The organism is Nostoc sp. C057 (assembly GCF_013393925.1).
Taxonomy (GTDB): domain Bacteria; phylum Cyanobacteriota; class Cyanobacteriia; order Cyanobacteriales; family Nostocaceae; genus Nostoc; species Nostoc muscorum_A.
In genome coordinates this window covers 1,716,118-1,740,742 of the sequence record NZ_CP040281.1, presented here as the reverse complement: position 1 = coordinate 1,740,742, position 24,625 = coordinate 1,716,118, and the positions used below count along the sequence as shown (strand labels likewise).

Below are 24,625 nucleotides of genomic sequence, written 5' to 3'. Positions count from 1 at the left end.
AATTATCAAAACAGAATTCATGCGCGACCTTCTCAGAATGAGCGCATAAATTCTGTACGAAGCCACAGATGAATAAACAGTGAAATAATAGGATGTTGACTTTGTAAGAACTCAGACTGCAAATATTAATTTGATATCTCTAAAAATTAAAATTGCCTGCTTCTAAAAGTTAACCTTTAAGCTGATACTACACTCAATTAACCCTATTAAATTCACGTTCACTTAATGGGTTTGGGCGTTCTTCCTGTAGGGTTATCTCTCGGTGTACCATCTTTCGGTGGTGTCCCCAAATTAGACACCCAATCGTTTGCTCCTAAACCGAAGTGTCCTGTCTCAAACCACTTAGACTTGAGCAGCGACCACCAATCATTTGTCAACCCTTCTAATACGTAGTCATAGGGAAGCCAACCATAGCCCCCTTCACCCCAATCGGTTCCCCAAGAGTTTCTGATTAGCAATGCTCCTTGCGATCGTCTACTACCATCAGGGTTTTCTATTACTTTATGGTCGTCGTAGCCAACTGCAACAACAGCGTGACCTCCTTTTACCTTATCGTTTTTAACTGGGTATGGAATATAGCCACTTGGGTTTAAATCCTCAATTGAGTAATACATAGTAAACCCAAAGGCGCAGGGAAAACCAGCAGCTAAAGCTGTTTTAATTCGGAATAACAGTATATCTTCTGTAGTACCCAAAGGATTGAGACGGAAGTATTTCAGCGTTTGATAACTTTGACCAAAAGAATAACAAAAAGGGGTTGGTTCCTCATCAAAGTTGTCTTCTGTATATGGCCAGTACTCTTCTGGAGGCACGCCAAATAATGCCATTGCCTTCATAGTTTCCCGAAGAGATGCCCCTGCATCACCTTGACGATGCATAAGATTGCGTGTTGCTTTGTAAAGAAAGAGTCGAGAAGCATCAACATATCTATCAAAACTTCTTTTCTCAAAGTATTCCATTAAAGCAACACCGGCGTGTGCTGTACATGAATCCAATGACCCTTGGTCTTCAACTGGGGAACACCAGAAGCTTAAATCTACAAATTCTGGCATTAATAAATATACGATATTACCATTTTTTCCTTCTTTTTGTTTTGGTATAATACATTCCTGTAAATTACCTTGTACCAAAAGTTGTAAATCACTTTGAAACTCCAGGCTTTTCTGTAACTCATTTTGTTCATCTTGCAGTTCTGGCAGTATTTGGATAACTGTTCTAAGATTTTTATGTTTATTTTTTGAGTTTTCTTCGTCCTGAAGTGGAGGATTATAATTTTTTAAACTTACCTCTAAATTTTTGAGAGATTTAAATATATTATCTATCTTATTAAAAGAGGTTGCTATTCTATCCTTGATATCCTTTTGGTCAATTGTTTCCTTGATGTTCTTCAGGGATAGTTTTAAATTTAAAATTGTTGAAAGAGCTATATATAAAGACAGTGGATTAAAATCCCAGTCTTTAAATAAGTTTTTTTCGTTTTCCTCTGGCGAGAAAGTGCTAGATTTCCCCAAAAAATCTTGCTGAAAAGATTTTTTATTTACAGTATAGCTATTAGACTTAGTAAAAGAGATTTTGGTGTACCTCATTCGCCTAGAAAGTTCTATATTATCTTTACGAATACAGTTAACGTATTCCGATTTATTGAAGTATTGATCTAGCTTTTCTAATGCGTCTCTTACAGCTTTTTCAAGATTTCTATGTTGAGCTAAAGGAGAGATTAGTTGAGCAACTAATTTAACCATCATATCAATTGATCGCTTCAATACACTATGGTGTTGACTAATATCAGATTTATCGCTATCTGTGACTACTTGAAACCCTTTTTCGCTAACAAAATCTTCAGCTTTAAATTCAAAAATTTCAAAAATTCTTAAAATGATTTCATAAAGGCTTATGTGTATTGATGAGGATGCAGGTAAAACTAACTGCTGTTGTTTTTTGAGCAAAACTAGGTAATTTAATACTTCCAAGGTTTTTGGCGAATCAACTAGACCATCTACTACTAGTCCATATTTAGCCTGAAATGATTTGATTGCTATCTTTGTTTGTAATCCGCAATACCCTGTTACTTGTCCATCAAATTCCCCTAAGTCACGTAAAAGTTGCTGTAGTTTTTTAACTTTCTCATCTCCATAAGCTTTTTTCTGTTGGTTGTTATAGTTTTGAGCTAGAGAATCTAGAGTTTTGTTTGTATTATCGTCAACTATCCCATCAACTTTTAAATTATATTGTTTTTGGAATTCTTGAACTGCATCTTGTGTTAGATAATCAAAAAATCCTTGAATTGCTCCGTTATTTTCTCCTAAATTATTGAGATAACCTAGTCTATTCAGTTTTATTTGAATTTTTTTAACTTCTTCATCAAACATTCCCAGCTTTTTGACTTCATATTGAGAATTTGTTTCTATTTTTATATTTTCTAGAATCTCCAAAACTTGATTTAAAGTATAGACTGTAACTTTATCTACAACACTATCGAGCTTGTCATCTGATACAAGTGAAATGCCAAAAATCTTTTTGAATATTTTTACTGCCTCCTTTGTATTTTTACCAAAATAACCATATTCTATATAATCTAATTCTTCAAAAGCTTCTTTTAAATTTTTTATCTCCTGTATGCACATTTCAAATTTATCCTCATAACTGCTCAATTTCAGCAACTTTTGTTGAAGATTATAGACTTCCTCACCTGCACAACCAGGAGCTAAAAATATTTGTTCTTTAATAGCTTTAGCATTGATTAATTTAAAGCCTTTACTTATCTTTTTGCCAAAGTTTTTAAACTTTTGCTCAAGTGTATTTTTGATAGCTTCTTCTACTTTTAGTCCATTTTTGATTGAATTTAATAACTCAAATAATTCTTCTATACTACTTTGTGAATCATCATCATTTATCTGTATATCTTGAACTGTAATCATTAACTTCTGATCTATTTCGTCCATGCGGTAGTCTCGAAAATCGGGGTAGTCTGGTACCCAGCCTGTTGATTTTTTAGCCACGGTGATTTCCTCTCAGATTGATGCTGTTATTGTTATCTATCGTTTTGATTCTTTTTATGCAAAAAAGTATTTAAGGTTTATTACTTTTCTTGAAGCATCTGACCACCTGAAATAATAGTGAAAATTGGCTAACTCAATATTTAGCCTGAGTTTTAACTCCATCACAAAGATCGCTTTGCCCCTGAGAATTATTAGCTAGATAATCATGTAGCCAATCGCACCCACGCCCCATCAAATTATTTAGGGTGAGATTTTCTACATTCCACAAAATTGCTGTACCATCTTTACTGCCAGAAACGAGAGTCTTACCGTCAGGGCTGAAACTGATCCCATTGACCTCACCAGTATGGCCAGTCAGAGTAATAATCAAAGTTCCGTCTTTGTGCCAAAGTTTTACTGTTTTATCATCACTAGCTGTGGCAATCATTTGACCATCAGGACTGAAAGTTACTTGCCCGATTCCAGCAAGATGCCCATCAAGACTAACGATCGCACGACCGTCAAGCTGCCAAAGTTTTACTTTATCATCTCCACCAGCACTAGCAAGGGTTTGACTATCAGGGCTAAAACTGACGCTGTAGACAGAAGCGTTATGGTTTATGGTCTTAAGCAACTTACCTTGCCGATTCCAGATTTTCACTATCCCGTCATTACTACCAGTGGCAATCATCTTGCCATCTCGACTGAAAGTGACACTATAGACAGTAGCACTATGGTTTAGGGTGTTGAGCAACTGACCCTGGCGATTCCAGAGTTTGACTGTTTTATCTTGACTAGCGGTAGCAATCGTATTGCTGTCTGGGCTGAAACTTACGCTATGAATGCGATCGCTATGCTTTAATAAAATATTCAGTAGCTGACCTTGCCGATTCCACAATCTCACTACCCCTTCATCAGAACTGACAGCAGCAATTATTTGACCATCTGGGCTAAAATTCGCATCCCAGATTTTGTAGTCATTTATCTTTAGCGATTTAATCTGTTTACCCTGCTGATTCCAGAGTTTCACCGTTCCATCATCACTGGCTGTAGCGAGCGCTTTTCCATCGGCTGAGAAGTTCACATGATTGACCCCAGCCTGATGTCCAGTGAGAATGGTCTGCCAAGGGTGGTCAATTTGCCACAGTTTTACCGTTTTATCTTGACTAGCAGATGCAAGGGTACGACCATCAGGGCTGAAAGTAACTTGATTGACTCTACTACTATGTCCTGTAAAGGTAGTGAGTTCCAGTCCATTTTTCTGCCAGAGTGTCACGCTGTTATCATTATTACCAGTGGCTAATATCTGACCATCAGGACTGAAACTGACGCTGTAAATGGGACTAGTTTGTGGTTCTGATCTCTTAAGAGTTGAAAGAAATTTGCCATCGGGATTCCAAAGTTTCACTGTTCTATCTAAACTGGCAGAGGCAAGGGTATCGTCAGAACTGAAACTTACGCTAGTGACTGTATTATCATGTTTGTCTAGAGTCTTTAATTCTTTACCGTCTTTGTTCCACAGTTTTACAGTGCGGTCATAACTGGCAGAGGCAAGGATTTGATCATCGTGGCTAAAACTCAAACTATAGATTGGGCCTGTATGTCCGTTGAGTATTTTTAGTTCTTGACCCTGTATGTTCCAAAGTCTCACGATGCCGTCGTCGCCACCAGAGGCAAGGGTCTTGCCATCATGACTAAAACTCACGGCCCGAATTCCAGTATTCAGCTTTTTAAAGGTTTTAGGTTCCTTGCCATCTTGTTTCCAGAGTTTCACCGTTCCGTCTAAACTGGCAGAAGCAAGAATTTGACTATCGGGGCTGAAACTCACGTTGAGGACTTGATCTAGATGTCCTTTTAAAGTATTCAGCAAACGACCCTGTTTGTTCCAAAGTTTTACGGTGTTGTCTCCACTAGCGGTAGCGATCGCTTCTCCATCGGGACTGAAACTAACGCTTTGGATATAATCGCTGTGTCCCTGGAGGCGATCGCGTTCTCTTACCCAGTAAACCGACTGTCCCAGTACCTCGATTGCCTTTTGCTGTTGCTGAAGTTGAATCTCAACTTTGGCTTGAATTAGTTCTTTAAGTTGCTTGCCGGCTTTTAAAGCTTCTATCAGGGCATCAATCGTATTTCTATTCGAGGTAAAACGTGCATCTGACGCAGAAATTAGAGCTTGGAGTTCCGATTTTTGTGCTTTTACGCGCAGGTCGTCAGCCTGCTTCCACTTAATTACTGCAACAATAGCCAATCCTATTGAAATTACCAACCCTGAAGTTAAAGCAATAAATCTTGTTCTGTGACGCACCTTCTGAGCTTTGCGACTTTCGCCGATGTATTCTTGTTGGAGTGGCGCGATCAAGGGTTTTTTACCTGCCCCTTGGGTGAACCATTGCTCCGCTTCTTCTAATTCACTACCTTCTAGCAAGTAACTATTGTTGCGTTTTTTCTGATCCCACTCCAAGGCTCGCACGAGTAAGCGGGTATGCTGTTTAACATGAGCTAGGTCAGTATCGAGGGCTTTGAGTAATGATTGAAAGGCTTGCTCAAAATCATTACTTTCTTGGAAGAAAATATAGTTGATTTTGGCTAATTCGGGATCAACACCCTCAACATACTGCCACACGATTGGCACTAAACGTTTCTTGTGCTTGAGGGCGTGTTCAATCTCTTCACGGCAGACTTCAGAAACTACTGAATTCGGACTAATAATAAAGATAAAATTATCAGCGCCTTCAATTCCTTCATAAATTTCTTTCCGCCAATCTGACGTGGACGGAATTCCCTCCCAGTCCACCCAGATATCGCGCTTTTGTTGCTTGAGTGCTTCATAAAGCTTCTTGACAAACTCTTTATCTTTGCGCGAGTAGGAAATAAAAGCCTCAGCCATATAAATTTCTATAAATACTTAATAAAATTTAGTTTAGGTGGTAACTTGACGAATATGTTACTGTCTTCTTTAAGAAAATGCTGTTTGTTTACTATCTATGTAAAAAATCTATATACTTTAGAAAAAGAATTACTTGATTGGTTATATATTCTCAATATATGATGATATTCTAGGCAGGTTTTCACTAGCAGACCAAAATCAGCTTTTTTGACACAAAGCTTAAAGTAAATGTTCAAATGACGGCAACTCTACATTCTTTTTCATCCATTAAAATCACAATCTCAGTAGATTGCATAATTGTGCATTTGTGTCAATAAATATCTGATAAAAAATATAGAAATGTAGCATTGCTATGTTTCTACAAAGGTTATAGATAAGGCATATTTAATTTCTGGAGATGTCTAATACAACTCTTGTGTTTGTAAAAGCTAGATACATGAAGTAGCCGTAGCGATCGCACATGAAGATTAAATGACTCTTAAATGGTGTAGGATGGTACTCTTGCATCTTGCTTGAAGGTGATATCTTCCTGAGAACAGCTTTGTTGTTATCAGCTAGATTAATGAGTCGAATTAATGGATTTGTAGGGCGACGTGATTTCTTAAAATTTGCCAGTGTGGTAGGTATTGCGGCTACTGCTTTTGGTGATAGCTTTTTGAATACAGAGCAAACTGCTATTGCTGATATTCACCCAGTTAGCTCTAATCCAGTGAGTCCTAATGAAGCTATAAAACGCTTACTAGATGGGAATCAAAGATTTATCAATCAAAAACGCCAATATCCCGATCAATCATTAGAGCATCTACGATTAGTCGCTAAAGCTCAATATCCCTTTGCCGCCATATTGGGCTGTGCAGATTCCAGAGTCCCTGCGGAAATTGTTTTCGATCAAGGACTTGGAGATTTATTTGTCGTGCGAGTTGCTGGTAATGTGGTCAGTGACACAGTTATAGGTAGTCTAGAATACTCTACAACAGTATTGGGTTCGCAGTTGATTGTGATTTTAGGTCATAAAAGATGCGGTGCAGTGGCAGAAGCAATCAAAAACGAACCACTTCCTGGAAGAATTGGTTTGATTATTGAGGGCATCAAACCATCTGTTGAAAGGGTAAAGTTAAGAACGGGTGATAATATGCAAAATGCAGTTATTGCCAACATTCAATATCAGACTGAAAAATTGCAGGAAAGCTCAACAATTTTAGCTAAATTGCTCAGTGAAGGTAAACTAAAAATTGTTGGTGCTTGTTACGATATTGACACTGGTAAAGTCAACATAATTACTTGAATACATAATACCTTTTAGGCGTACTATTCTGAGCTTAATAATGTTATAAAAAATTATTTATCAAATATTTTTATGCGTATGGATCATGGTGCCAAAAATTTGAAATTGGACGTTAAATTTTAGGAATAATGGAATTATAACTGCTGGCAGTAAGCAAAATAAACTTATAGCCATAACTGTCGATAGTCTTCGATATACTGCCGTATGGTTAGAGGTGAACGATTGAGCAATTGCTCAGTATCAGATGTGATGTTGCCTGCCAATCCTAACCGAGCTGTAGTATAGATTACTACCATTACTAAAATAAAGTCTATTGGTAGCCCCGATGAGCGCATTTGTCGAATAAACTTTAGCAGAGAAGGATTATAGCGTATCGGTTTACCTAAAATCGATGTGAAAATGTCTGCTACTTCGTAATAGGTTAAGGCTTCTGCACCCGTAAGCGGATATGCTTTTCCCTGATGCCCATCTTCGAGTAAAGTACGAACTGCAACGGCAGCAATATCCCGCACATCAATGAAACTTGTTTTCCCGTTACCAGCCGGAAGACGCAATTCACCACGAACTTTGATGTCTTCTCTGTGTGTGGTATTAAGGTTTTGCATAAAAAAGCTGCACCGTAAAAAAGTGGCTTTAATACCCAATTTGTTTATGTAGCGTTCAATTTGGGAGTGTGGCACAAAAGGGTTGCGTTCGGCTCCCAGTATTGAAAGAAATACGATATGCTCAACGCCTGCAAGTTTTGCCGCATTTAAAGCTGGGGCAATTTGAAGACGAATATTAGCAAGAGCAGGTGGACGCACTAAAAAAAGTTTATTTACTTGAAAAAAAGCATAATCAAAGGTGTCAGGATTGGTAAAGTCGAAGGGGATGGTTTGGATATTGCTGCCTAAAAGGTGTTTAGCGCTGTTTGGATTTCTAACTGCGGCACAGACATTACAATCGTGGGATTGCAGTAAGCGAAGAACTTCTTGTCCGACGTTTCCAGTTGCACCTGCCACTAAAATTTTCAGCATAGTCAGCTATTACTGTTACTTATTAATAACACCAATTATAATTAATAATTTTTGATGTGATGTAGCAATCAGCTTTACTCCTTGCCCTTTAATCTTTTCGCAGGACAAAAGAAAGTTGTTTATGCTTATCCGAAAAGTATTGAATGAGTTTTCAGACTTTTTCTTCCGCCTAACTCAGGTTAAATCAAGCGAGAATTGGTAAGGTGATGACAAATTCAGTTCCAACACCCAAGGTAGAATTCACATCCAAACTCCCGTCATGTTTTTCTACCACAATAGACTTAGCGATCGCTAATCCTAAACCCGTTCCTTTACCTACCTGTTTGGTAGTAAATAAATGATCGAAAATCTTTTGTTTTACTGCTTCATTAATCCCTTGACCATTATCAGTAATTGATATTTTTACATATTCATCTGCCTTTAATGTTGTAATTATAATCCGGTTAGGATTAGCTTTGATTTCTGCAAATGTCTGCCCAATATTTGATTCTTCAAACGCATCAATTGCATTAGCTATAATATTCATAAATACCTGATTTAATTGCCCTGGAAAACAATTAACTAAGGGTAAATCTCTATAGTTAGTAATTACTTCAATAGCGGGATGTTCTTCATTTGCTTTCAAGCGATGTTTGAGGATTAATATTGTACTATTAATTCCTTCATGTATATTAAATGGCACTTTATAATCTTTGTCAGCACGGGAAAAAGTGCGGAGACTAGTACTAATATTTGTCAACCTGTCGCAAGCCACTGCCATTGCGTCTATCATTTTTGGTAAGTCTTCTAACGTATAATCTAAGTCAATTTCTTCGGCATGGTCTTTGATTTCATCACTTTTGTTGGTCAAGGTGTTTTGATATATCTTTAAGTGTTTAATAATATCATTTAGGGTCGGTTTAGCTTGTTGAAGAGTAGCAAAAATAAAGCCTAATGGATTATTCATTTCATGGCCTACTCCAGCAACTAAATTACCCAGTGCAGACATTTTTTCACTTTGGACAATTTGCAGTTGTGCTTGTTGCAAATCTTGTAATGCTTGTCCAGCTTGTTGATAAAGTCGAGCATTTTCTAGAGATATTGCTGCTTGAGAAGACAATAAATGAATGACTTTGAGACGAGCGCTAGAAAATACTCCTTGAGTCAGTTGATTTTCTAGGTAGAGAATTCCCACTAAATGCCCTTGATTAATAATCGGAGTACAAAATATACTTTTAGGTTGATGTTGCAGTATATATTCTCCAATTAAACCAGGGATATCTGTTTTGCAATTGTCAATCACAACTGTTTGTTGGGTATTTTTGACATAATAGATAATATTTAAAGGAATGTCTCGACAATTATTTAATGATTGAGGTTCGAGTATAGTCTGCATTTCTTTATGCTCAATAAAAGTAATTGCTCGAACTTGCCAAGTGTCTTCTTCGGGAAGCAGCAGTACAGCTTTTTTCGCACCAGAGTTTTCTATGATAATGCGAGTGAGGCTGGCAATAAGTTGCTCTAATTCCAGAGAACTGGAAATAGCAATAGCTGCTTTGAGGACAGAGGTAAAATCCAGACCATCGGAAATAGCAGTATTGCCAGTGCTATTTGTGCAACTAGATGAGGAAGTCCCACGCAAGCTAATAGTTTCTAGGGGGTTGAGGGTAAATCGTTGCTGTTCTAAGATGGGTTTGAGAAGTTGAGGATAGCGTTTTTCTAAGTCCGAGATTTTGGCTTTTGCACCCCAACGGCTATAGCAATAGTAGGCTTCATGTATATAATCTGAGGCGGCTTTTTCTTTGCCCCAATTGAGAAAAAATTTAGCTGCAAGTTCGTTGGCGAGGGCTTCTTCATAGCCATAACCTTGACGTTGAGCTTGAGCAATGGCTTGTTCGTAAAAATCGAGTGCTTCTGCTTTTTGTCCCTTTAAGCGTGCTTTTTCTGCAAGTATTAGCAGACACTTGTGGAGAATATTTTCTGGGCAGGCTTTTGCCCAACTGTTTAAGCGTTCCTCTAAGGGAATTAGCGCTTGCCAATGGAACTGATGCTCTTGCTCGTCGCTAGCAATTTCAGCTAGAGATAGATGCATTAATGCTACATAAAACACGCTAGAAGGAACTTTGGCATGACTGGAAATGGTATTTTCAATTATGCTCAGTTGGGGAATTAAATCTGGGTATGCGGCTTTGTGGTCAAATAAATAAGCATGACGGATTTTGACAGAATATAACCAAGCTAGATGATAAGGGCTATTTCTATATTTTTGTAAATATTCAGTTTCACTGAAAGTATCGTCATCAAAGCTGAAGGGGTTTTTTGTTAAACCAAGCAGATTGCGAATTGGTTGAATAACTCCGACGATTAAAGCATCTAGATTCTCTAAACTTTTGATGCGACGGAGAAAATCTGCATGGGCTTGGGCGATCGCATATAGTTCATCTAGATTTTTACCATAAGTGAGGCGATCGGAACCACTTAGGATGATCATAAAGCCAACGGTCAGCCAGTTCCCTGCTTCCATACCATACTTGTAGGCGTTGTCATAGTATGTATCTGCTTCTCTAATTGGATGACTCCAGCTATGGACATCCGCAGCAAACAAAAAATTAGTCATTCCCCGGACATCTGCATTATCAAACTGTTCGCAAAGCTGCACCGCCATTTCTCCAAACTGATAAGCTGTTCCCAAGTCCTGGAGGATGGCATTGGCAATTAAGGCATAGCCGGCATAGCTAAAGGGAGACATATCGCTGTTACCATACTGCAAAGATAAAGTGGTCATCTTGGCGAGTACCAGCAATCCTAAAGTCGGTTGACCATTAAGCCATGCAGCATAGAAGAGAATTTGTAAAATTCGCAACATTTCTGCAATACTGGCATCTGACATTTTGGGAAGATTGAGAATGGATTCAACAGTCTGTTGCTCTAAAAATCTATTAACTATGGCAATTTCTTTGTCCAGACTCGCTTGAATCAACTCTTGTTCTGTAGGCATTTCCCAGTCAAGTAGTTGTAAACTTTGGCTTTGCATAGCGATCGCTTCCGCATTGCGTCCTTGAAGCTGATATTGAGTCATCTGGATGCGATAAATCACTGCTTTGTCCAGGGGTGTTTGAGCATGGCTCAGTGCTTCCCCATAAAGGGCTTCGGCTCGGTCAAAATTACCACACAGATAAGTTGCTTCTGAACCCTCGCGGTGCAAGCTGTACATTAGTTCATAGTCAGTCTGCCAAGCGGTTACGGGTAACAAATCAATCCCACTGGTACAATAGCTCTGAGATGCTTGATAAGCAGCCGACAGTTTTGCCTTTTGTCCTGCTTGCAGATTTAAGCGAGCCAGTTGTTTTTTCTGCTCATGGGTAGCAATGGTCGAAAGAGAATCATTTTCAGCGATCGCACCTTGTCCCAAATTCAGTTGGTTTACTAGGTCAAAAATCCGTTCTTGTTGCTCCTGCTTGGATAACCCTTGCAATAACAATTGACCAATCATCAAATGTGTTTTTTGTTTTTGATCTGACGGAATTAAGGAATAAGCTGCTTGTTGGATGCGATCGTGCAGAAATTTATATCCAATAATTTCGGAATTTTCTTGAGTAACAGCTTGATTTTCTGACCCCACAAAAAACTTGTAAACCTCACTTTGAGGTAAAATCAAATCTTCCTGTAAAGCATTCCACAAACAAACAGCCGTTTCTATTTTTGATTGTTTAGAAACAATTGCTAATGTTTCTAAATCAAACTGATTGCCAATACAGGCAGCTAATTTTAAAATACCTTGAGTTGATTCTGGCAACTTTTGTAATTGCAATGCCATGAATTCAACGATATCATTTGTGAGCGATCGCTGATTTATTTGCGTGATATCACATTGCCAACATCCAGACTCTAAGTTAAATTCAATTACTCCATCTTGATGTAATGCTTTAAGGAACTGTGTAGCAAAAAATGGATTACCTTGAGTTTTTTGAGATACTAAGCGAGAAAGAGTCCATGCCAAATTTTCTGAGCATTGAAGTGTGTCAGCAACTAATTGATTTACCTGCTCTTGACTGAGTGGTGCTAAAGTAATCGTATTAATCGTGGCTGCTGTTTTTTGGATATCATTCAAAGTCAACATTAACTGGTGTGCTGGGTTGACTTCGTTATCACGATAAGCACCAATCAATAAAAAATGCTTTGTATCAGCCATTAATAACTGCATTAACATCAGTGATGCCGAATCAGCCCATTGCAAATCATCTAAAAACATCACTAATGGATGTGCATCACTCGTAAAGACTTTGGTGAATTTCTGGAATAATAAATTAAATCGATTTTGGGCCGCAGTTCCTGATAATTCTGTAGTAGGTGGTTGTTGACCAATAATTCTTGATAATTCGGGGATAACTTCAATAATTACCTGTCCGTTCTCACCAACCGCTTCTAAAATCTTAGTTTTCCATTGCTGAATTTGAAGATCGCTTTCTGTTAACAATTGTGCCATTAAATCTCGAAAAGCTTGCACAAAAGCACTGAAGGGAATATTGCGATTGAATTGGTCATATTTACCTTTAATAAAATAACCGCGTTGACGAACAATCGGTTTATGAACTTCGTTAACAACCGCAGTTTTACCAATACCAGAAAACCCCGCTATCAGCATCATTTCTGTAGCACCAAGGCTAACTCTTTCAAATGCTTGAAGCAGAGTTTTTACTTCTGTTTCTCTTCCATAGAGTTTGTCGGGGATAATGAAGCGATCGCACACATCTCTTTGAGCAATTGGAAAACTCTCAATTCTGCCAATTTCGTTTAGCTGATGTAAACAAATTTCTAAATCGAATTTCAGACCTAATGCGCTTTGATAACGGTCTTCGGCATTTTTTGCCATTAATTTGGTCACGATGTCACAAAGAACTTGGGGAATTTCTTCGCTATTTCCTAAAAGCGGAGCTTGTTTCGCAATATGACAATGCACTAACTCCATCACATCGTTTGATTGAAAGGGTAACTTTCCTGTAAGTAATTCATAAAAAGTAATACCTAAAGAATAAAAGTCAGCCCGGTAGTCAATTCCCCGATTCATTCTTCCTGTTTGTTCTGGGGAAATATAAGCCAGCGTACCTTCTAATACATTAGGGCTGATGAGCGTTTGGGTTTCCCGTGGTAATAAAGAGGCAATACTAAAGTCAATTAGCTTTATTTGCTTAGTTTCGGGGTTAATTAATATATTGGCGGGTTTTATATCTTTATGAATAATTCGATGACGGGAAAGTATATCTAAGGCATCACATAAAGATATTGCGATTTGTAAAAATTCATTTAGAGATGCAACATTATTATTATTGGCGAAATAATCCTTAAGGGAAATTCCCCCAAAGTCTTCCATCACCAATATATAAACATTCTGGTATGGTTCCAGAGTATAGGTTTGAATGATTTCGGGATAGTTGAGATTTTTGGTAATGGTGTACTGGTTACGAAATTGTACGAGTTCGCTAAATGTAGGATAAAGATTTTTTAGCAGTTTAATCACCACAGGTTTTTGATCAGTTTCTCTATATCCCTGATAAACTAGGGTTCTAGAGCCGTTATAAAGTTCTTTGCTAACTTGATAACCGGGAATACTGACTTGGCTGCTAAACATACTGGGTTCATCCTTCGAGATTTTTTTATGGCTTTTCTAATATCAATCATTTAAACTCTGACTGCATTGGTAGAATTAATGACATTTACTTCAAGGAATAATGAAGAAATCTCTTGGATGTTTTAATTAGGGCGTGTTTTAAAAGTCGATAAAATTCTTGAAAATTCTAAAGATTAATCAATTTAGCATTTACCTATAATTCTTGTACCGCAGCATTGAGGCTAATTGACAGAGCGGCAATGAAAGTCACAGTGAAACACTTTTCAAACAACCTCTTAGGTCTGTATTGAATTGAACGGAGAACCGTTAGAAAATATTTTTCCCATACCCTTACTATTGAAGCTTTTTAATTAACTCCAGTAGTTGTTGATAATCCCTTGTTCCGAATTGAGATCAGCAGCTTTCTGTAAATTCGCGATCGCACCCTGTTTATCTCCAAATGCATAACGGTCAACCCCCCAGGGCGAACGCACGGGATTTCTGAAACCCTTGCTGGGCAAGGATCTTGATGAAAAAATAGGCTAAATTAAAAAACGCCAAAACCCTTGCTATTAAAGGATTCTTATACTTTAGATGCGTTTGCCCTGGGCAACTCCCCGACCAGTGTAAGCGGGAGCCAAGTTAGGATTAATCCGCAAAGCTTGATTAAAATCAGTAATTGCTCCCTTCTTGTCTCCCAACTCAAAGCAGGCAATTCCTCGACTGGCGGAAGGTGGCGCAAGGTTGAGGGTATCGATAACGTTTTACTACCGACGAAAGGACTTTTAAAACATCCTCTAAGGCTTGTTTACCATAAAGTTGAATACTGAGTCTATTAATACTCTGCCTTAATAGTTAATAATATTTTAAACTAGGTATTACCTACTTTTTATATTTATATAACTATAATATACATAGTATAAATATTTATACGTATAATGAAAAATTCATTTACCAAAACAGCAGAATTGCTTCGCCAAAATTTGCAAAATTATTTGCGATCGCTTAAAAATTGGTTTTTCGATACACCAGAAAGGGCACTCTTAGAAGCTCAACAAGCCGCTCAGAGAATTAAAAACATCGAAATAGAACATTTTGAAGGTAAAAAAATATCTTCAGAATCAGTAAAATATACTGAAACCGCGATGTCTTATTGGCAAGTCTATCTTGATAAAAACCTAACTATTATCAAGTTCAGGCTGGCAGAATTCCAACTTAGTCGGGGAATTGTCAATATCTCTAATTCTGTTTTATTAGAAAAGCTGAAGGTGATTGATGAAGTTGTAGAAAAATATGCTATCAAAGATGAGCTGATTAGTAACAGTGAGTTATTGTCAAATTATGAACCACTAAAAGTTCATCAGAGTGAAATCAATAAACAACCAGAATTATCTAATATTAAACGTCTGCCTCCAAATCAAAAAGCTAGAGCTTTACCTGGGTCTCTTGGCAGAACTATTAATAAAATTAAAGGAGATTTTTCACCACAGGGAGAAGAAGAATTTGTCAGAAATTACCGAATTTCTAGAAATAGAACAAAAATTGGTCTAAGATTTTTGCTCACTTTAATTATTGTTCCACTTTTGACTCAGATTTTATCTAAACAATTCTTAGTTATTCCTATATTAGAAAAGACTAGAGGAGAGAATACATCTCAAATCTTCATCAATTCTGACATGGAAAAAGAAGCTCTACATGAATTATCTAATTTTCAACAAAATTTGAGGTTTGAATCTTTATTAAAAAATGCACCAGCCCTTTCTTCGGAGGTAATTAAAGAAAAAATAAAGGAGAAAGCAATTGAGATAGCTGAGGAATTTAATCTAAAAACTAATAGTGCTGTTAGTAATGTATTTGCTGATTTGGTATCATTAATTTCTTTTAGTATAATTATCGTTTATAGTAAAAGAGAAATTGTGATTGTGAAGTCTTTCATAGATACTATAGTTTATGGATTGAGCGATAGTGCTAAGGCTTTTATAATTATTCTCTTTACAGATATATTCGTAGGATTCCATTCCCCAGATGGGTGGGAGGTTCTTCTGGAAGGATTTGCAGAACATTTAGGTTTGCCAGCCAGTAGAAATGCAATATTTTTATTTATTGCGACATTTCCTGTAATTTTAAACACTATCTTTAAGTACTGGATATTCCGCTATCTGAGTCGCTTATCTCCATCGGCATTAGCAACATTAAAAGAGATGGACGAGTAATTTATAATTCATAATTATATTATTTTGATGCATTTTTCTGATGATTCGCTAGGCTATGTATATCCTGGTTTTTTTGAAGCGTACTATGGATTTTGAAAGTAAAGCCAATGCCCCAACTTCCACAGACAATATAGAGTTTGCTCAACAAACTACTAACCGTAAGCCATTGCAATTGCTGCGAGATACCGAGGCTTTACTACGCCGCCCAACTGTAGCAACACTGTCGCCGATTTTGCCACCAAAACTGAGCAATAAATTCCAAGCAACCTCATCTTTGGCAGATGACTCCTTTAAGGAATTGGCAGAAATTGACCTAGACACTATTAGTGATTTTGAACTGCGACCTGTACGAATTCGTGTTGGCTTAAGCTTTGTTGGTTTTGGGGCACTGATGATATTAGTGCTACTACTGTACTTGAACACCTTGCATCCAGAACTCAGCACTGGTGAGCAGATTCGGCAATACTGGTATCAATATGTTTGGTTTGTTAGTTTGGGTGTTGCAGGGATGTTTATGTTGGGTCGGGAAGCAATGCGTCCTATGCCGAAACGACGGAAATAATTCTTAAGGAGGTAGGTTGAAAGACTGGTGTAGCTACAGCTATATTTGGTATTTTAGGATTTATTGCATTTAGAGTTTCTTCTATAAGACTTACACAAAACATCGTATGAATTGAGGGTTAGCAAACACACGTCAGTTGATAACCCGCAACTGGAGTTAATTATCAGCCTTACCAACCTTTTTGATACCTTGCCATCTTTGCCGCAGTCGCTTCAAGTTAGGCGTATGACCACCATAACGCCAGTCAACATAGGCTTGGCTAATCTCATCTATTACCTCAGCAGTTGCTGGGGGATGATGCTGGTATGATCCTCTGGCATACTCTAAAGGTGTTTGTGCTGGATGTTTACCTAAACCTTTTTGGGTTGTCCATTGCAGCATTTGTTGATAAAGGCTTTCCATTGCTGGCAATCTCTTTAACCATCGGCGGTTGCGCCACTCTCGCCACTGACCCCAACCCAGCCAACCAAAGAAAGCCGCTGTAGTTGCCAAGATTAAGCCAGTTAATATACCAAACCAACCTTGAGAAAATAAAGCTAAAAACCAAGCGATCGCTCTAATCACCCACCTAAATATTGTCTCAAATACATTATTCAATAAACCTGTCACTGGAGAAGGTAGCCATCCAGCAACCCAGTGCCATAACTGGCGCAAGACACTAAAAGTCTGAGTATCTTCTACTGATGGAGGTATGAGGGGATGATTGGGAATCGGGTCAAAGGCAAACCAGCCATATTTCGGAAAATATACTTCTGTCATCGCATAAGCGTCAGTATTACGGACAACATATAGTCCTGTAAATGGATTAAATTCTCCTGAACTAAACCCTGCCACTAACCGCGCTGGGATACCAATGGAACGTAGCATCACCGTGAGAACTGTGGAGAAGTGGTCTGGATAACCACCTTTATATTTGAATAAAAAAGCTTCTACTAAGTCATCTTTTTCTCCCAAATAAGGCAAATCTAAGGGATTTTGGGGAAGAGAGTAACGTTGCTTTAAATATTGAGCTAAGTAGAGAGCCTTTTCATAGGCTGAATCTAGGCTTTTAGAAGACTTTGTGACTCCTTCCCGACTGTAGTTAGCAAGGATTTCTTCGGTACGTTGCCGGACTTTTTCGGCAATTTCGGGAGGAATTTGCAGATAATGCTGTTTAATATCTCGTGGATATTTAGTAGAAGCTTCACCTAATTTAGTGCGATCGCGGTATGGTACTTCAGAAATTACTGTGTAGGTGAGTCCTTCTGATAATTCCACAGGCGATCGCAATCCATCTTCTTTATCAACCGCGACCATTGGTGTCGGAAAGTAAATCTCTTTGGGATAAGCCATCGCCGGAATTAGGTTAGGCAAGTCCGCCACTACTGTATAAGTTTGTACTATTTCTTGGGTTTTAGCAGTAGTCAGAGGTGGGTTCAGGAAAATTTGGTAAGACCAAGGCGATCGCTTGATGGTCGTAACATCTTCATTACGCGAAACTTCCCATCCTTTACCCGTATAGCGGTCAAATCCTAGTACTCGCCAAAAACCCTCAGCTTGCGATCGCACCCGCATCACAACTTTAGGTTTCATCTCACCGCGCAGATTTTGGTTAATTTGGCTATTAAAACCGTAATAAAAGTTATTATCTACCTTACCTGGTTGACCACTTTGGCCTTGTCCCGTACCACTGCCTTGATTATTACCACTACCTTGACGGACATAACCGGGATTGATGATAGTACGACCAGTAAAATTACCTTTTAACTGGATAGAAGAACTTACAGGAAAATTCCGTAACTGATAGCCAGGAAATCGGGGTAAAACAGCAAAAATTGCCAGTCCCAGACTGACAATTAGTAAAAAAGTCAGAGTTAAAAATTTAAAATTAAGAGTTGAGGAATTCTTTGGGTTGAATTTTTCCTTTTGAGTTTTTAATGGCTGCAAACCCAAGCGTGAGCGATAATCTAGCACTAAAGTTGGCAGAGCGATCGCTAAAAATAACAGCAATACAGGTGCAAATGCTAAAGTCTGACTTAGCGTTGCCGCCACACCCAACAAAATCAGTCCTATAACAATCGAATAGCCCAAATTTTTCCGCCGGGGTGTATCAAAGCTATGCAACACCTGAAGTTGAATTAATAACTCCGCCAAACCCAACCGCGTATCATTCAACTCTCCCACTAACCGCCCAAAGAAAGCACCCAGCGCTATTAACATTCCGATAGCGATGCAAAACTGAACTGCAACATTGCGATCGCGGCGACGATAGTAACTCCAAATCGCACCCAATACACTCAGGGGTAACGCCCAAAAACTGAATGAAGTCTCGGCGGCGATATCTGTCGCCCCAATTCCCAAAATAACCAATGCTAGCACCAGCACCCGCAAGGAAATTGAATCTTCCACTTCTGTCAAAGGCGATCGCTGCAAATTTTGCCGCCAATTACCCACAGGGACACGCCAAAACCGATTCATCCTGGATAAGTTGAGCATTTCGAGTCTAAGTTATAGATGCCACGGAAATAATGTTGAGGACGAAACTATTCGCCCTACTTTAAAGTATTCCCGTTAGAAGAAGCTTTATTATGCTGTCTTCATTCATCTATCGGACTGATATTTGATTTTTGAAAAAACTCCATACAACTCAAAAAGCCTTCTTTCCTATTGCCTCTTGCCTTCCCACGCAAGTAAATATGGCTACGCTCCCGTGAGGGATACAAAAATCAAAGCGGATTCCTATATCAAGGTTTAGCGCCTATTTTTACAAAATAAAAAGGTTGAAAACAGAGTTTTCAACCTTTGCTTCCCTTCTCTTGTCGTAGGGTTTCATTGTGCCAAGAGTGAACATAGTTTTGTATAAAAAAACAGCACAATCGAATAAATTCGTTGTGAAAAATTGGTTGCTTGGTAAAATAGAGGCGAAATCAGCACAACAAATTAACTCGTTCCCCAGGCTTTGCTAGTAACCGAGTGGACTGACGAGTATCCACGAACATTCAATTTATGGGATGGAGGGTGAGTCTACATCACTAGTTAACTGTAACCACGCCTAAGTATAAGTAAGCACCCTGTTGCTAGTAGTATCTAGAGACTGAAAAAGCCCCAAGGCAACAGCTAGGGAATAGTTACCTTAAGATATGCGGCATTACGTACTAGCCGTGGTAATTAAGATTACATAGTGGGATTAATGACAAACAAAAGCGGCTGTTGGTCTATTTCGGGAAACTCAACTTCCAGAGTATAAGTTGGGTTAAGTTGCTCACAACCTAACTCTACACTTAAGTATCCCGAAGTCGAAGATGTTGCCATTGCTAAAGTGCCACTTCCACGAAGTATCAAAGTTCCTTTAACAGGTAACTCAGCCTGAACAAGTAACTTCGTAAGTTTACCTTCAGACTGATACTCTACTTTGATGTTCAAATTACCGACAGTGGTTAGCCATTGTCTTTCTACCACTGGACTGGTTGCTGAAAGCGGTAGAGTCAAATTTTCCAGCAGTTGTTTAGCTGCCAGCAACGACAAAGCCATCTGTTGACGCGGCTGTAAATCTGAGTAATCGCTCTGAATATTGGGCATTGTCTCCAGAGTACTGACAGAGCGATAGGTACTTCTTAGCACCAATCCAGCTATATCATTTAGTGCTTGAGACTCGTTGGGAAAAAAGTTCTCCACCACTTGAACTAATTTTGCCCCTAGAGGAACTGAAGATGTCACCAATGCCTGACACTGTTCCAGCAATTGCTGGAAAACTCTCTCCGGCAAGGGGCAAGGCAGTTTCAGCTTCGACTGTTGTACCATCCATCCCCAGGTAGGAACGAGCGTCATTGACGGCTCATCAACAAAATCGGGATAGTCGATTAATTGTGTTTCCCAGGGAAACAAAGGTGGGTGGTCTTGGGCTTGGATTTGTAACCGATGTTTAATGACGGCTTGAAAACGATCTTGCACAGTAGGAATTTCTCCCAATTGAAGGGTCTGGGGCGTTACTCCCAATTTTGGCTCACTGCTTTTTGAAGCAGTGGCTTCATTGATGAGTTTTTTTACCCCGTCATTTTCCTCAGATTCTACCGATCGCTCGTTATTTTTGACATCATCTGTCAATAACCAACCGAGATACTGGTATTGTGAGGATTCTGAGTCACTATTCATGAGTAGATGCACCTGATCCGGACACTAATGAGTTACGAATTTCCCAAGCTTGCTCAAGAATCTTAAACCATCGCTTTTGAAGTTGTGCCATTGACAGCCCTAAAGTTTTGGCGATTTTTTCATCGGCTTGTCCTTGTTGCTTCAACTCTAATAAAGACCGTTGCTTATTGTCCATCTGTGCTGTATATACTTGCCATTGCTGGGGAGTTAAGCCCAAATTGGTGTGCAAAGAAGCTTCCAGCCACTCGTGAACTAATTCCCAACGGTGTAATAACGCAAACCGAATTAAATGATACTTGAAGCGCTGCTGTAAGTAATCTCTCTGACGAGGGGTTAAACCTAAAATCGACTCTATTTCTTGTGCTGAGAGATCCTGGAGGCGGAGGGAAAAGTAATCAGCACAGTCAGATTGTTGTCGTTGTTCTAGATAATTCATTAATTCTGTAACCACAACCGAACGCAAGGTATCTTCTTCAGGTTCGGGTTCGGCTTGCGTTGCCATTGTGGAGCGCAATTGATGCACTGCGGGTTCTTCCCAAGAACCATCGCCTTCGTTATTGCTACCTTCTGCGGCTTGTTCTATATCTACGCTGGTTTCTGGCGGCTGCTGTTGAGAAAAAGTTTGTGCCCGCAGGATAATTAGCTGCTGCTGACGGCCTGGTAAGGGAATGCGTCGTTTGCCGTAGCGCTCGGTAAATGCCATGTACTCAGACAATTCTAGAAGCGTCTGAGGGCGATAAGTAGCACCAAGTTGATTTTCTCGCCGGAAAGCGTTTAATGCTTCCAGATAAAAACTTTGTAAAAAATCTTCGATTATAGTCAGTCGCCCTTGATAACTCAATTGCTTCTGAGGCGGATTAATGTATCGATAAATAATTGCACTCAGAGTACTGTGTAATTCTACCCTGCCCCGATTTGAACCCAACTGATAGTACCTGAGACACTGTTGTAGCCGATGCCGAGCCAGGGTCATCGCCGAGCTTTCTACAGTTCCAGAAGCTTGAATACGTTTGCTCTCGTGGCAAATCCGATATACTTCGGTGGTAATACGTCTTGCTACATCATGGCAATTCTGTTCCGAAGCTTTGGTCGATTGTTGAAACTCCTTGGATAGGAGTTGAAAGATCACCTCCACGCCTTTAGAATTTTCTCCCAGAATATTTGCAGATGGAATTGTTGCGGTTGCGGCTGAATTCATAGTCTCAGTTTTCAAAAGACCTTAAGTATTTAAATACAACCTGTACGACTGTGGGTATTGGCTTTTTTGGTTTTACGTATAAGCTAAACGCAGACCAATCCTACATTCAGGATATGGCTGATTTTATTATTCCCAACTTGGATGGGATTGTTCACACTTTGATAGATGTTATTGCCATTACCCAGGAGCCGTATACAAGTCATTATGGATTTAGAAGCACAAATTCAATTGCTGATTGACAATGCACCCCGCGATGGTATAACACCAAATCTGATTGCAGCAATTGCTCCTGCCCTTAGAGCGATCGCTCAAAAATTACGTCACTCCCAGTACTATATTCTCCAAAATTCGGAGGCAAGCTGGGTTTTAACTACCTTGAGCAATCGTGCTAATCCAGGATTGGAAAAGCGCGTTATTTACGCTTTCCCTACCATACAGGATGTCTCTCTAATTTCCCCTGCTGGGCTTGACCCTCAAATGCTAGCTAAAATTGTTCCTGTCACCCATATTTTGTTCCAATTGGTGGCATTGGAACCCGTAGATAGTATCCTTTTTTTGGAAACGCCGGGTAAGACCACTCATACCGTCGAAATTCGGCGAACTGATCTAGAGAAACTCATGCAACAAAGGTTGCGGGAGCAGGGATCGCCTAAACAGATACCCCCTGATATTGCATAGAAAAATTTGGGATGTGGGATTTTTTAGATACAATCCCACATCCCAAATTTTAAATCTCAAATTTGTTTGAAAAAGTTTTTGATGAAAAGAAATTAATGCCAATTACTACCCTTTTAGTTCTTTAAAGAACCAGGCGATCGGCCTAATCTAAAATTGGTGAACAAACAGTTATCAGTGAACATTTTTCAAAATTTAGCTGACAACTGAGCCAAATTTCCCCACCTTAGAACATCTGGTAGGTTTAACTTGGCATCTAAAACCCCATTTTGTACCTAATAACTAATAACTGAGTTAATAGAGGCGACTCAGTGTGTACTCAGCTATGTTAATTAATGCCTGGTGAGATTCTGAGGGTGGGAGAACTGCAAGATGTTCAATTGCTAACTTAGCATGGTGAGCAGCTAACTCCCGTGCCTGGTTTATGCCTTGACTATCTTGAATTAGTGCTAGTGCTTGCTCTAAATCTCCATCTTGAGCAAACTCTCGGTCAATTAGCACTTCCAAGGATGATTTTTCCGCTAAAGCAAATAAAACGGGCGCAGTCAGATTACCACTTTTGAGATCAGACCCCACTGGTTTACCCAAGGTATCTGTCGTACTGGTGAAATCTAGAATGTCGTCAACGATTTGAAATGCTATACCAAAATGACGACCGTAGTTATACAGATGCTCAACAGTTTCCCGCGAGACTTCACTAAGTAACCCAGCAGCTTTAGAACTGTTGGCGATTAACGAAGCTGTTTTGTAATAACTCTTCTGGAGGTAAGTTTCAATAGAGATACCAGCATCAAAACGATTTAGTCCCTGCTGGATTTCGCCAGTAGCCAGATCCATAATGACTTCTGAGAGGAGTTTCACAACCTCCAAATTGTCCAAGTTTGCTAAATACCAGGACGATTGGGCAAAAAGAAAATCTCCTGCTAATATGGCAATGCGATTACCGAACAAACTATGAACGGTAGGAACGCCTCGCCGCACGTCTGATTCATCTACCACATCGTCATGTACCAAGCTTGCTGTGTGAATCATTTCTGTAATCTCAGCTAGGCGGCGATGACGCGGTGTAATATCTTGCTCTAACATTGTTGCCCGCGATATTAGCAGGACAATTGCTGGTCTGATACGCTTTCCCCCAGCTCCGAATAAATGTTCGGCTGCTGCAAACAAAATGGGGTGGCGATTTCCAACTAGCTGTTTTAGGTTATCTGCTAGTAGTCGCAGGTCTGCTTCCACAGGGGTAAACAGGGAGGTGGCTGGGGTCATGGATGGGCGGACTCTGACTTAGGTTACGAAAGTTTACATATCCTACACTCATTTTAAGATAACCCTGTGCCAGCGCAAAGTTTTCATAAGACAATCCCATTTTCATGAGTCTATCGGTGATAATTAAGGTTGCTCTACTTTTGTCAATAAGTAATTGTGCTTAATTTTTGAGATAATAATATCTTAAACTAACTTAAAACATGACTTCTCAGTACACGGAGGCAAATACCAGCTTTAATTGTATTAAGTAGTTTGCAAGTACACATTTACCGCCACAGATCAAAGCAAAATTCAAGCAATATTACTTATTGACAAAATGGATATAATTTAAATTGAGTTGCCAATGGATAAAACTAAATTTCTTCAGAACTGAAGTGTAGCTATTCAAAAAATTTGAAATTTAGCAGTGGAATGGGCTTCAAATTCAGGGTCGTTGTGTTACGCTAAAATATAGGAATTTTAAATTTTTAAGATGTTCACACCCCAAAGTGATTCACTTACTAAGTGATTTTACTGGCTCGGTGATGTGAGTCTAAAATAATTAGTCGTAGCCTAGATTAAGGGAATAATCCCTTTGATTTTTCCTACGATATGCAAAACTCCTGGCTTGGAGCTATGCTATATCCCTATGGGAAGCCGCTACACGTCTTCAGCGCACGTTGAGCGCAAGCATTGCTCTTTTCACAGCAGTGTGAGAAAAATAACGCAGATCGAGTAGACCGCTGAGAATCGTAGTTTTAGATTGCCGTTTAGCAATCTAACTGGTGTGGATCTATGGTCTGCAAAAAGTCTCATTAGACAATAAATTCTTTGTCCGTAGAGAATTT

General features: G+C 39.1%; 14 protein-coding genes. 4 read left to right on the top strand and 10 right to left on the bottom strand.

What is annotated here, in order from left to right:
* Positions 1-218: 218 nt before the first annotated feature.
* Positions 219-2,999 carry a peptidoglycan-binding protein gene (locus FD724_RS07945; protein WP_179072224.1) on the bottom strand — a complete coding sequence of 927 codons (2,781 nt, stop codon included), beginning with the start codon at positions 2,997-2,999 and terminating at the stop codon, positions 219-221.
* A 133-nt stretch (positions 3,000-3,132) separates the two neighbouring features.
* Positions 3,133-5,865: a toll/interleukin-1 receptor domain-containing protein gene (locus FD724_RS07940; protein ID WP_179072223.1), complete on the bottom strand. Its 2,733-nt coding sequence runs from the start codon at positions 5,863-5,865 to the stop codon at positions 3,133-3,135.
* A 562-nt stretch (positions 5,866-6,427) separates the two neighbouring features.
* Here FD724_RS07940 and FD724_RS07935 point away from each other — a divergent pair.
* The gene (locus FD724_RS07935) at positions 6,428-7,150 is read left to right on the top strand and encodes a carbonic anhydrase (RefSeq protein WP_114085756.1); all 723 of its coding nucleotides are present in this window, start codon (positions 6,428-6,430) and stop codon (positions 7,148-7,150) included.
* A 164-nt stretch (positions 7,151-7,314) separates the two neighbouring features.
* On the opposite strand, the gene FD724_RS07930 is transcribed toward FD724_RS07935, so the two are convergent.
* The 4 genes from FD724_RS07930 to FD724_RS07920 form a co-directional block, all read right to left on the bottom strand.
* Positions 7,315-8,166 (bottom strand): SDR family oxidoreductase, encoded by an 852-nt coding sequence (locus tag FD724_RS07930; RefSeq protein ID WP_179072222.1) that lies wholly within the window; start codon positions 8,164-8,166, stop codon positions 7,315-7,317.
* Positions 8,167-8,350: 184 nt separating this feature from the next.
* The gene (locus FD724_RS07925; RefSeq protein ID WP_179072221.1) at positions 8,351-13,774 is read right to left on the bottom strand and encodes an ATP-binding sensor histidine kinase; all 5,424 of its coding nucleotides are present in this window, start codon (positions 13,772-13,774) and stop codon (positions 8,351-8,353) included.
* Between the two features lie 350 nt (positions 13,775-14,124).
* Positions 14,125-14,247, bottom strand: coding sequence for a hypothetical protein (locus FD724_RS40690; protein ID WP_256874482.1), 123 nt, complete (start codon positions 14,245-14,247; stop codon positions 14,125-14,127).
* A gap of 96 nt (positions 14,248-14,343) precedes the next feature.
* Complete coding sequence (locus tag FD724_RS07920) at positions 14,344-14,454, bottom strand: tetratricopeptide repeat protein (RefSeq protein WP_245246105.1); 111 nt, start codon at positions 14,452-14,454, stop codon at positions 14,344-14,346.
* Positions 14,455-14,691: 237 nt separating this feature from the next.
* Here FD724_RS07920 and FD724_RS07915 point away from each other — a divergent pair, with 237 nt between their 5' ends.
* Positions 14,692-15,966: a proton extrusion protein PcxA gene (locus FD724_RS07915; protein WP_179072220.1), complete on the top strand. Its 1,275-nt coding sequence runs from the start codon at positions 14,692-14,694 to the stop codon at positions 15,964-15,966.
* Between the two features lie 85 nt (positions 15,967-16,051).
* Positions 16,052-16,528: a hypothetical protein gene (locus FD724_RS07910; protein ID WP_179072219.1), complete on the top strand. Its 477-nt coding sequence runs from the start codon at positions 16,052-16,054 to the stop codon at positions 16,526-16,528.
* A gap of 156 nt (positions 16,529-16,684) precedes the next feature.
* Here the strand turns inward: FD724_RS07910 and FD724_RS07905 are convergent, their stop codons facing one another.
* The 3 genes from FD724_RS07905 to hetZ form a co-directional block, all read right to left on the bottom strand.
* Positions 16,685-18,985: a DUF3488 and DUF4129 domain-containing transglutaminase family protein gene (locus FD724_RS07905; protein WP_179072218.1), complete on the bottom strand. Its 2,301-nt coding sequence runs from the start codon at positions 18,983-18,985 to the stop codon at positions 16,685-16,687.
* 696 nt (positions 18,986-19,681) lie between these two features.
* Positions 19,682-20,659 carry a PatU gene (locus FD724_RS07900; RefSeq protein WP_114085763.1) on the bottom strand — a complete coding sequence of 326 codons (978 nt, stop codon included), beginning with the start codon at positions 20,657-20,659 and terminating at the stop codon, positions 19,682-19,684.
* On the bottom strand, positions 20,652-21,857 hold the full coding sequence (gene hetZ / locus FD724_RS07895; protein WP_179072217.1) for a heterocyst differentiation protein HetZ: 1,206 nt from the start codon (positions 21,855-21,857) through the stop codon (positions 20,652-20,654). Before hetZ ends, FD724_RS07900 begins: the two co-directional genes overlap by 8 nt.
* A gap of 204 nt (positions 21,858-22,061) precedes the next feature.
* Here hetZ and FD724_RS07890 point away from each other — a divergent pair, with 204 nt between their 5' ends.
* Positions 22,062-22,535 (top strand): hypothetical protein, encoded by a 474-nt coding sequence (locus FD724_RS07890; RefSeq protein ID WP_179072216.1) that lies wholly within the window; start codon positions 22,062-22,064, stop codon positions 22,533-22,535.
* A gap of 291 nt (positions 22,536-22,826) precedes the next feature.
* Here the strand turns inward: FD724_RS07890 and sds are convergent, their stop codons facing one another.
* Positions 22,827-23,798: a solanesyl diphosphate synthase gene (gene sds, locus FD724_RS07885; RefSeq protein WP_114085766.1), complete on the bottom strand. Its 972-nt coding sequence runs from the start codon at positions 23,796-23,798 to the stop codon at positions 22,827-22,829.
* Between the last annotated feature and the right edge of the window lie 827 nt (positions 23,799-24,625).

Bases quoted from the DNA above. Each gene is read 5' to 3' on its own strand.
- FD724_RS07925 (WP_179072221.1), bottom strand. From the start codon at position 13,774: ATGTTTAGCAGCCAAGTCAGTATTCCCGGTTATCAAGTTAGCAAAGAA.
- FD724_RS07940 (WP_179072223.1), bottom strand. From the start codon at position 5,865: ATGGCTGAGGCTTTTATTTCCTACTCGCGCAAAGATAAAGAGTTTGTC.
- FD724_RS07905 (WP_179072218.1), bottom strand. From the start codon at position 18,985: ATGAATCGGTTTTGGCGTGTCCCTGTGGGTAATTGGCGGCAAAATTTG.
- FD724_RS07890 (WP_179072216.1), top strand. From the start codon at position 22,062: ATGGATTTAGAAGCACAAATTCAATTGCTGATTGACAATGCACCCCGC.
- FD724_RS07930 (WP_179072222.1), bottom strand. From the start codon at position 8,166: ATGCTGAAAATTTTAGTGGCAGGTGCAACTGGAAACGTCGGACAAGAA.
- FD724_RS07915 (WP_179072220.1), top strand. From the start codon at position 14,692: ATGAAAAATTCATTTACCAAAACAGCAGAATTGCTTCGCCAAAATTTG.
- FD724_RS07935 (WP_114085756.1), top strand. From the start codon at position 6,428: ATGAGTCGAATTAATGGATTTGTAGGGCGACGTGATTTCTTAAAATTT.
- FD724_RS07910 (WP_179072219.1), top strand. From the start codon at position 16,052: ATGGATTTTGAAAGTAAAGCCAATGCCCCAACTTCCACAGACAATATA.
- sds (WP_114085766.1), bottom strand. From the start codon at position 23,798: ATGACCCCAGCCACCTCCCTGTTTACCCCTGTGGAAGCAGACCTGCGA.
- FD724_RS07900 (WP_114085763.1), bottom strand. From the start codon at position 20,659: ATGAATAGTGACTCAGAATCCTCACAATACCAGTATCTCGGTTGGTTA.
- hetZ (WP_179072217.1), bottom strand. From the start codon at position 21,857: ATGAATTCAGCCGCAACCGCAACAATTCCATCTGCAAATATTCTGGGA.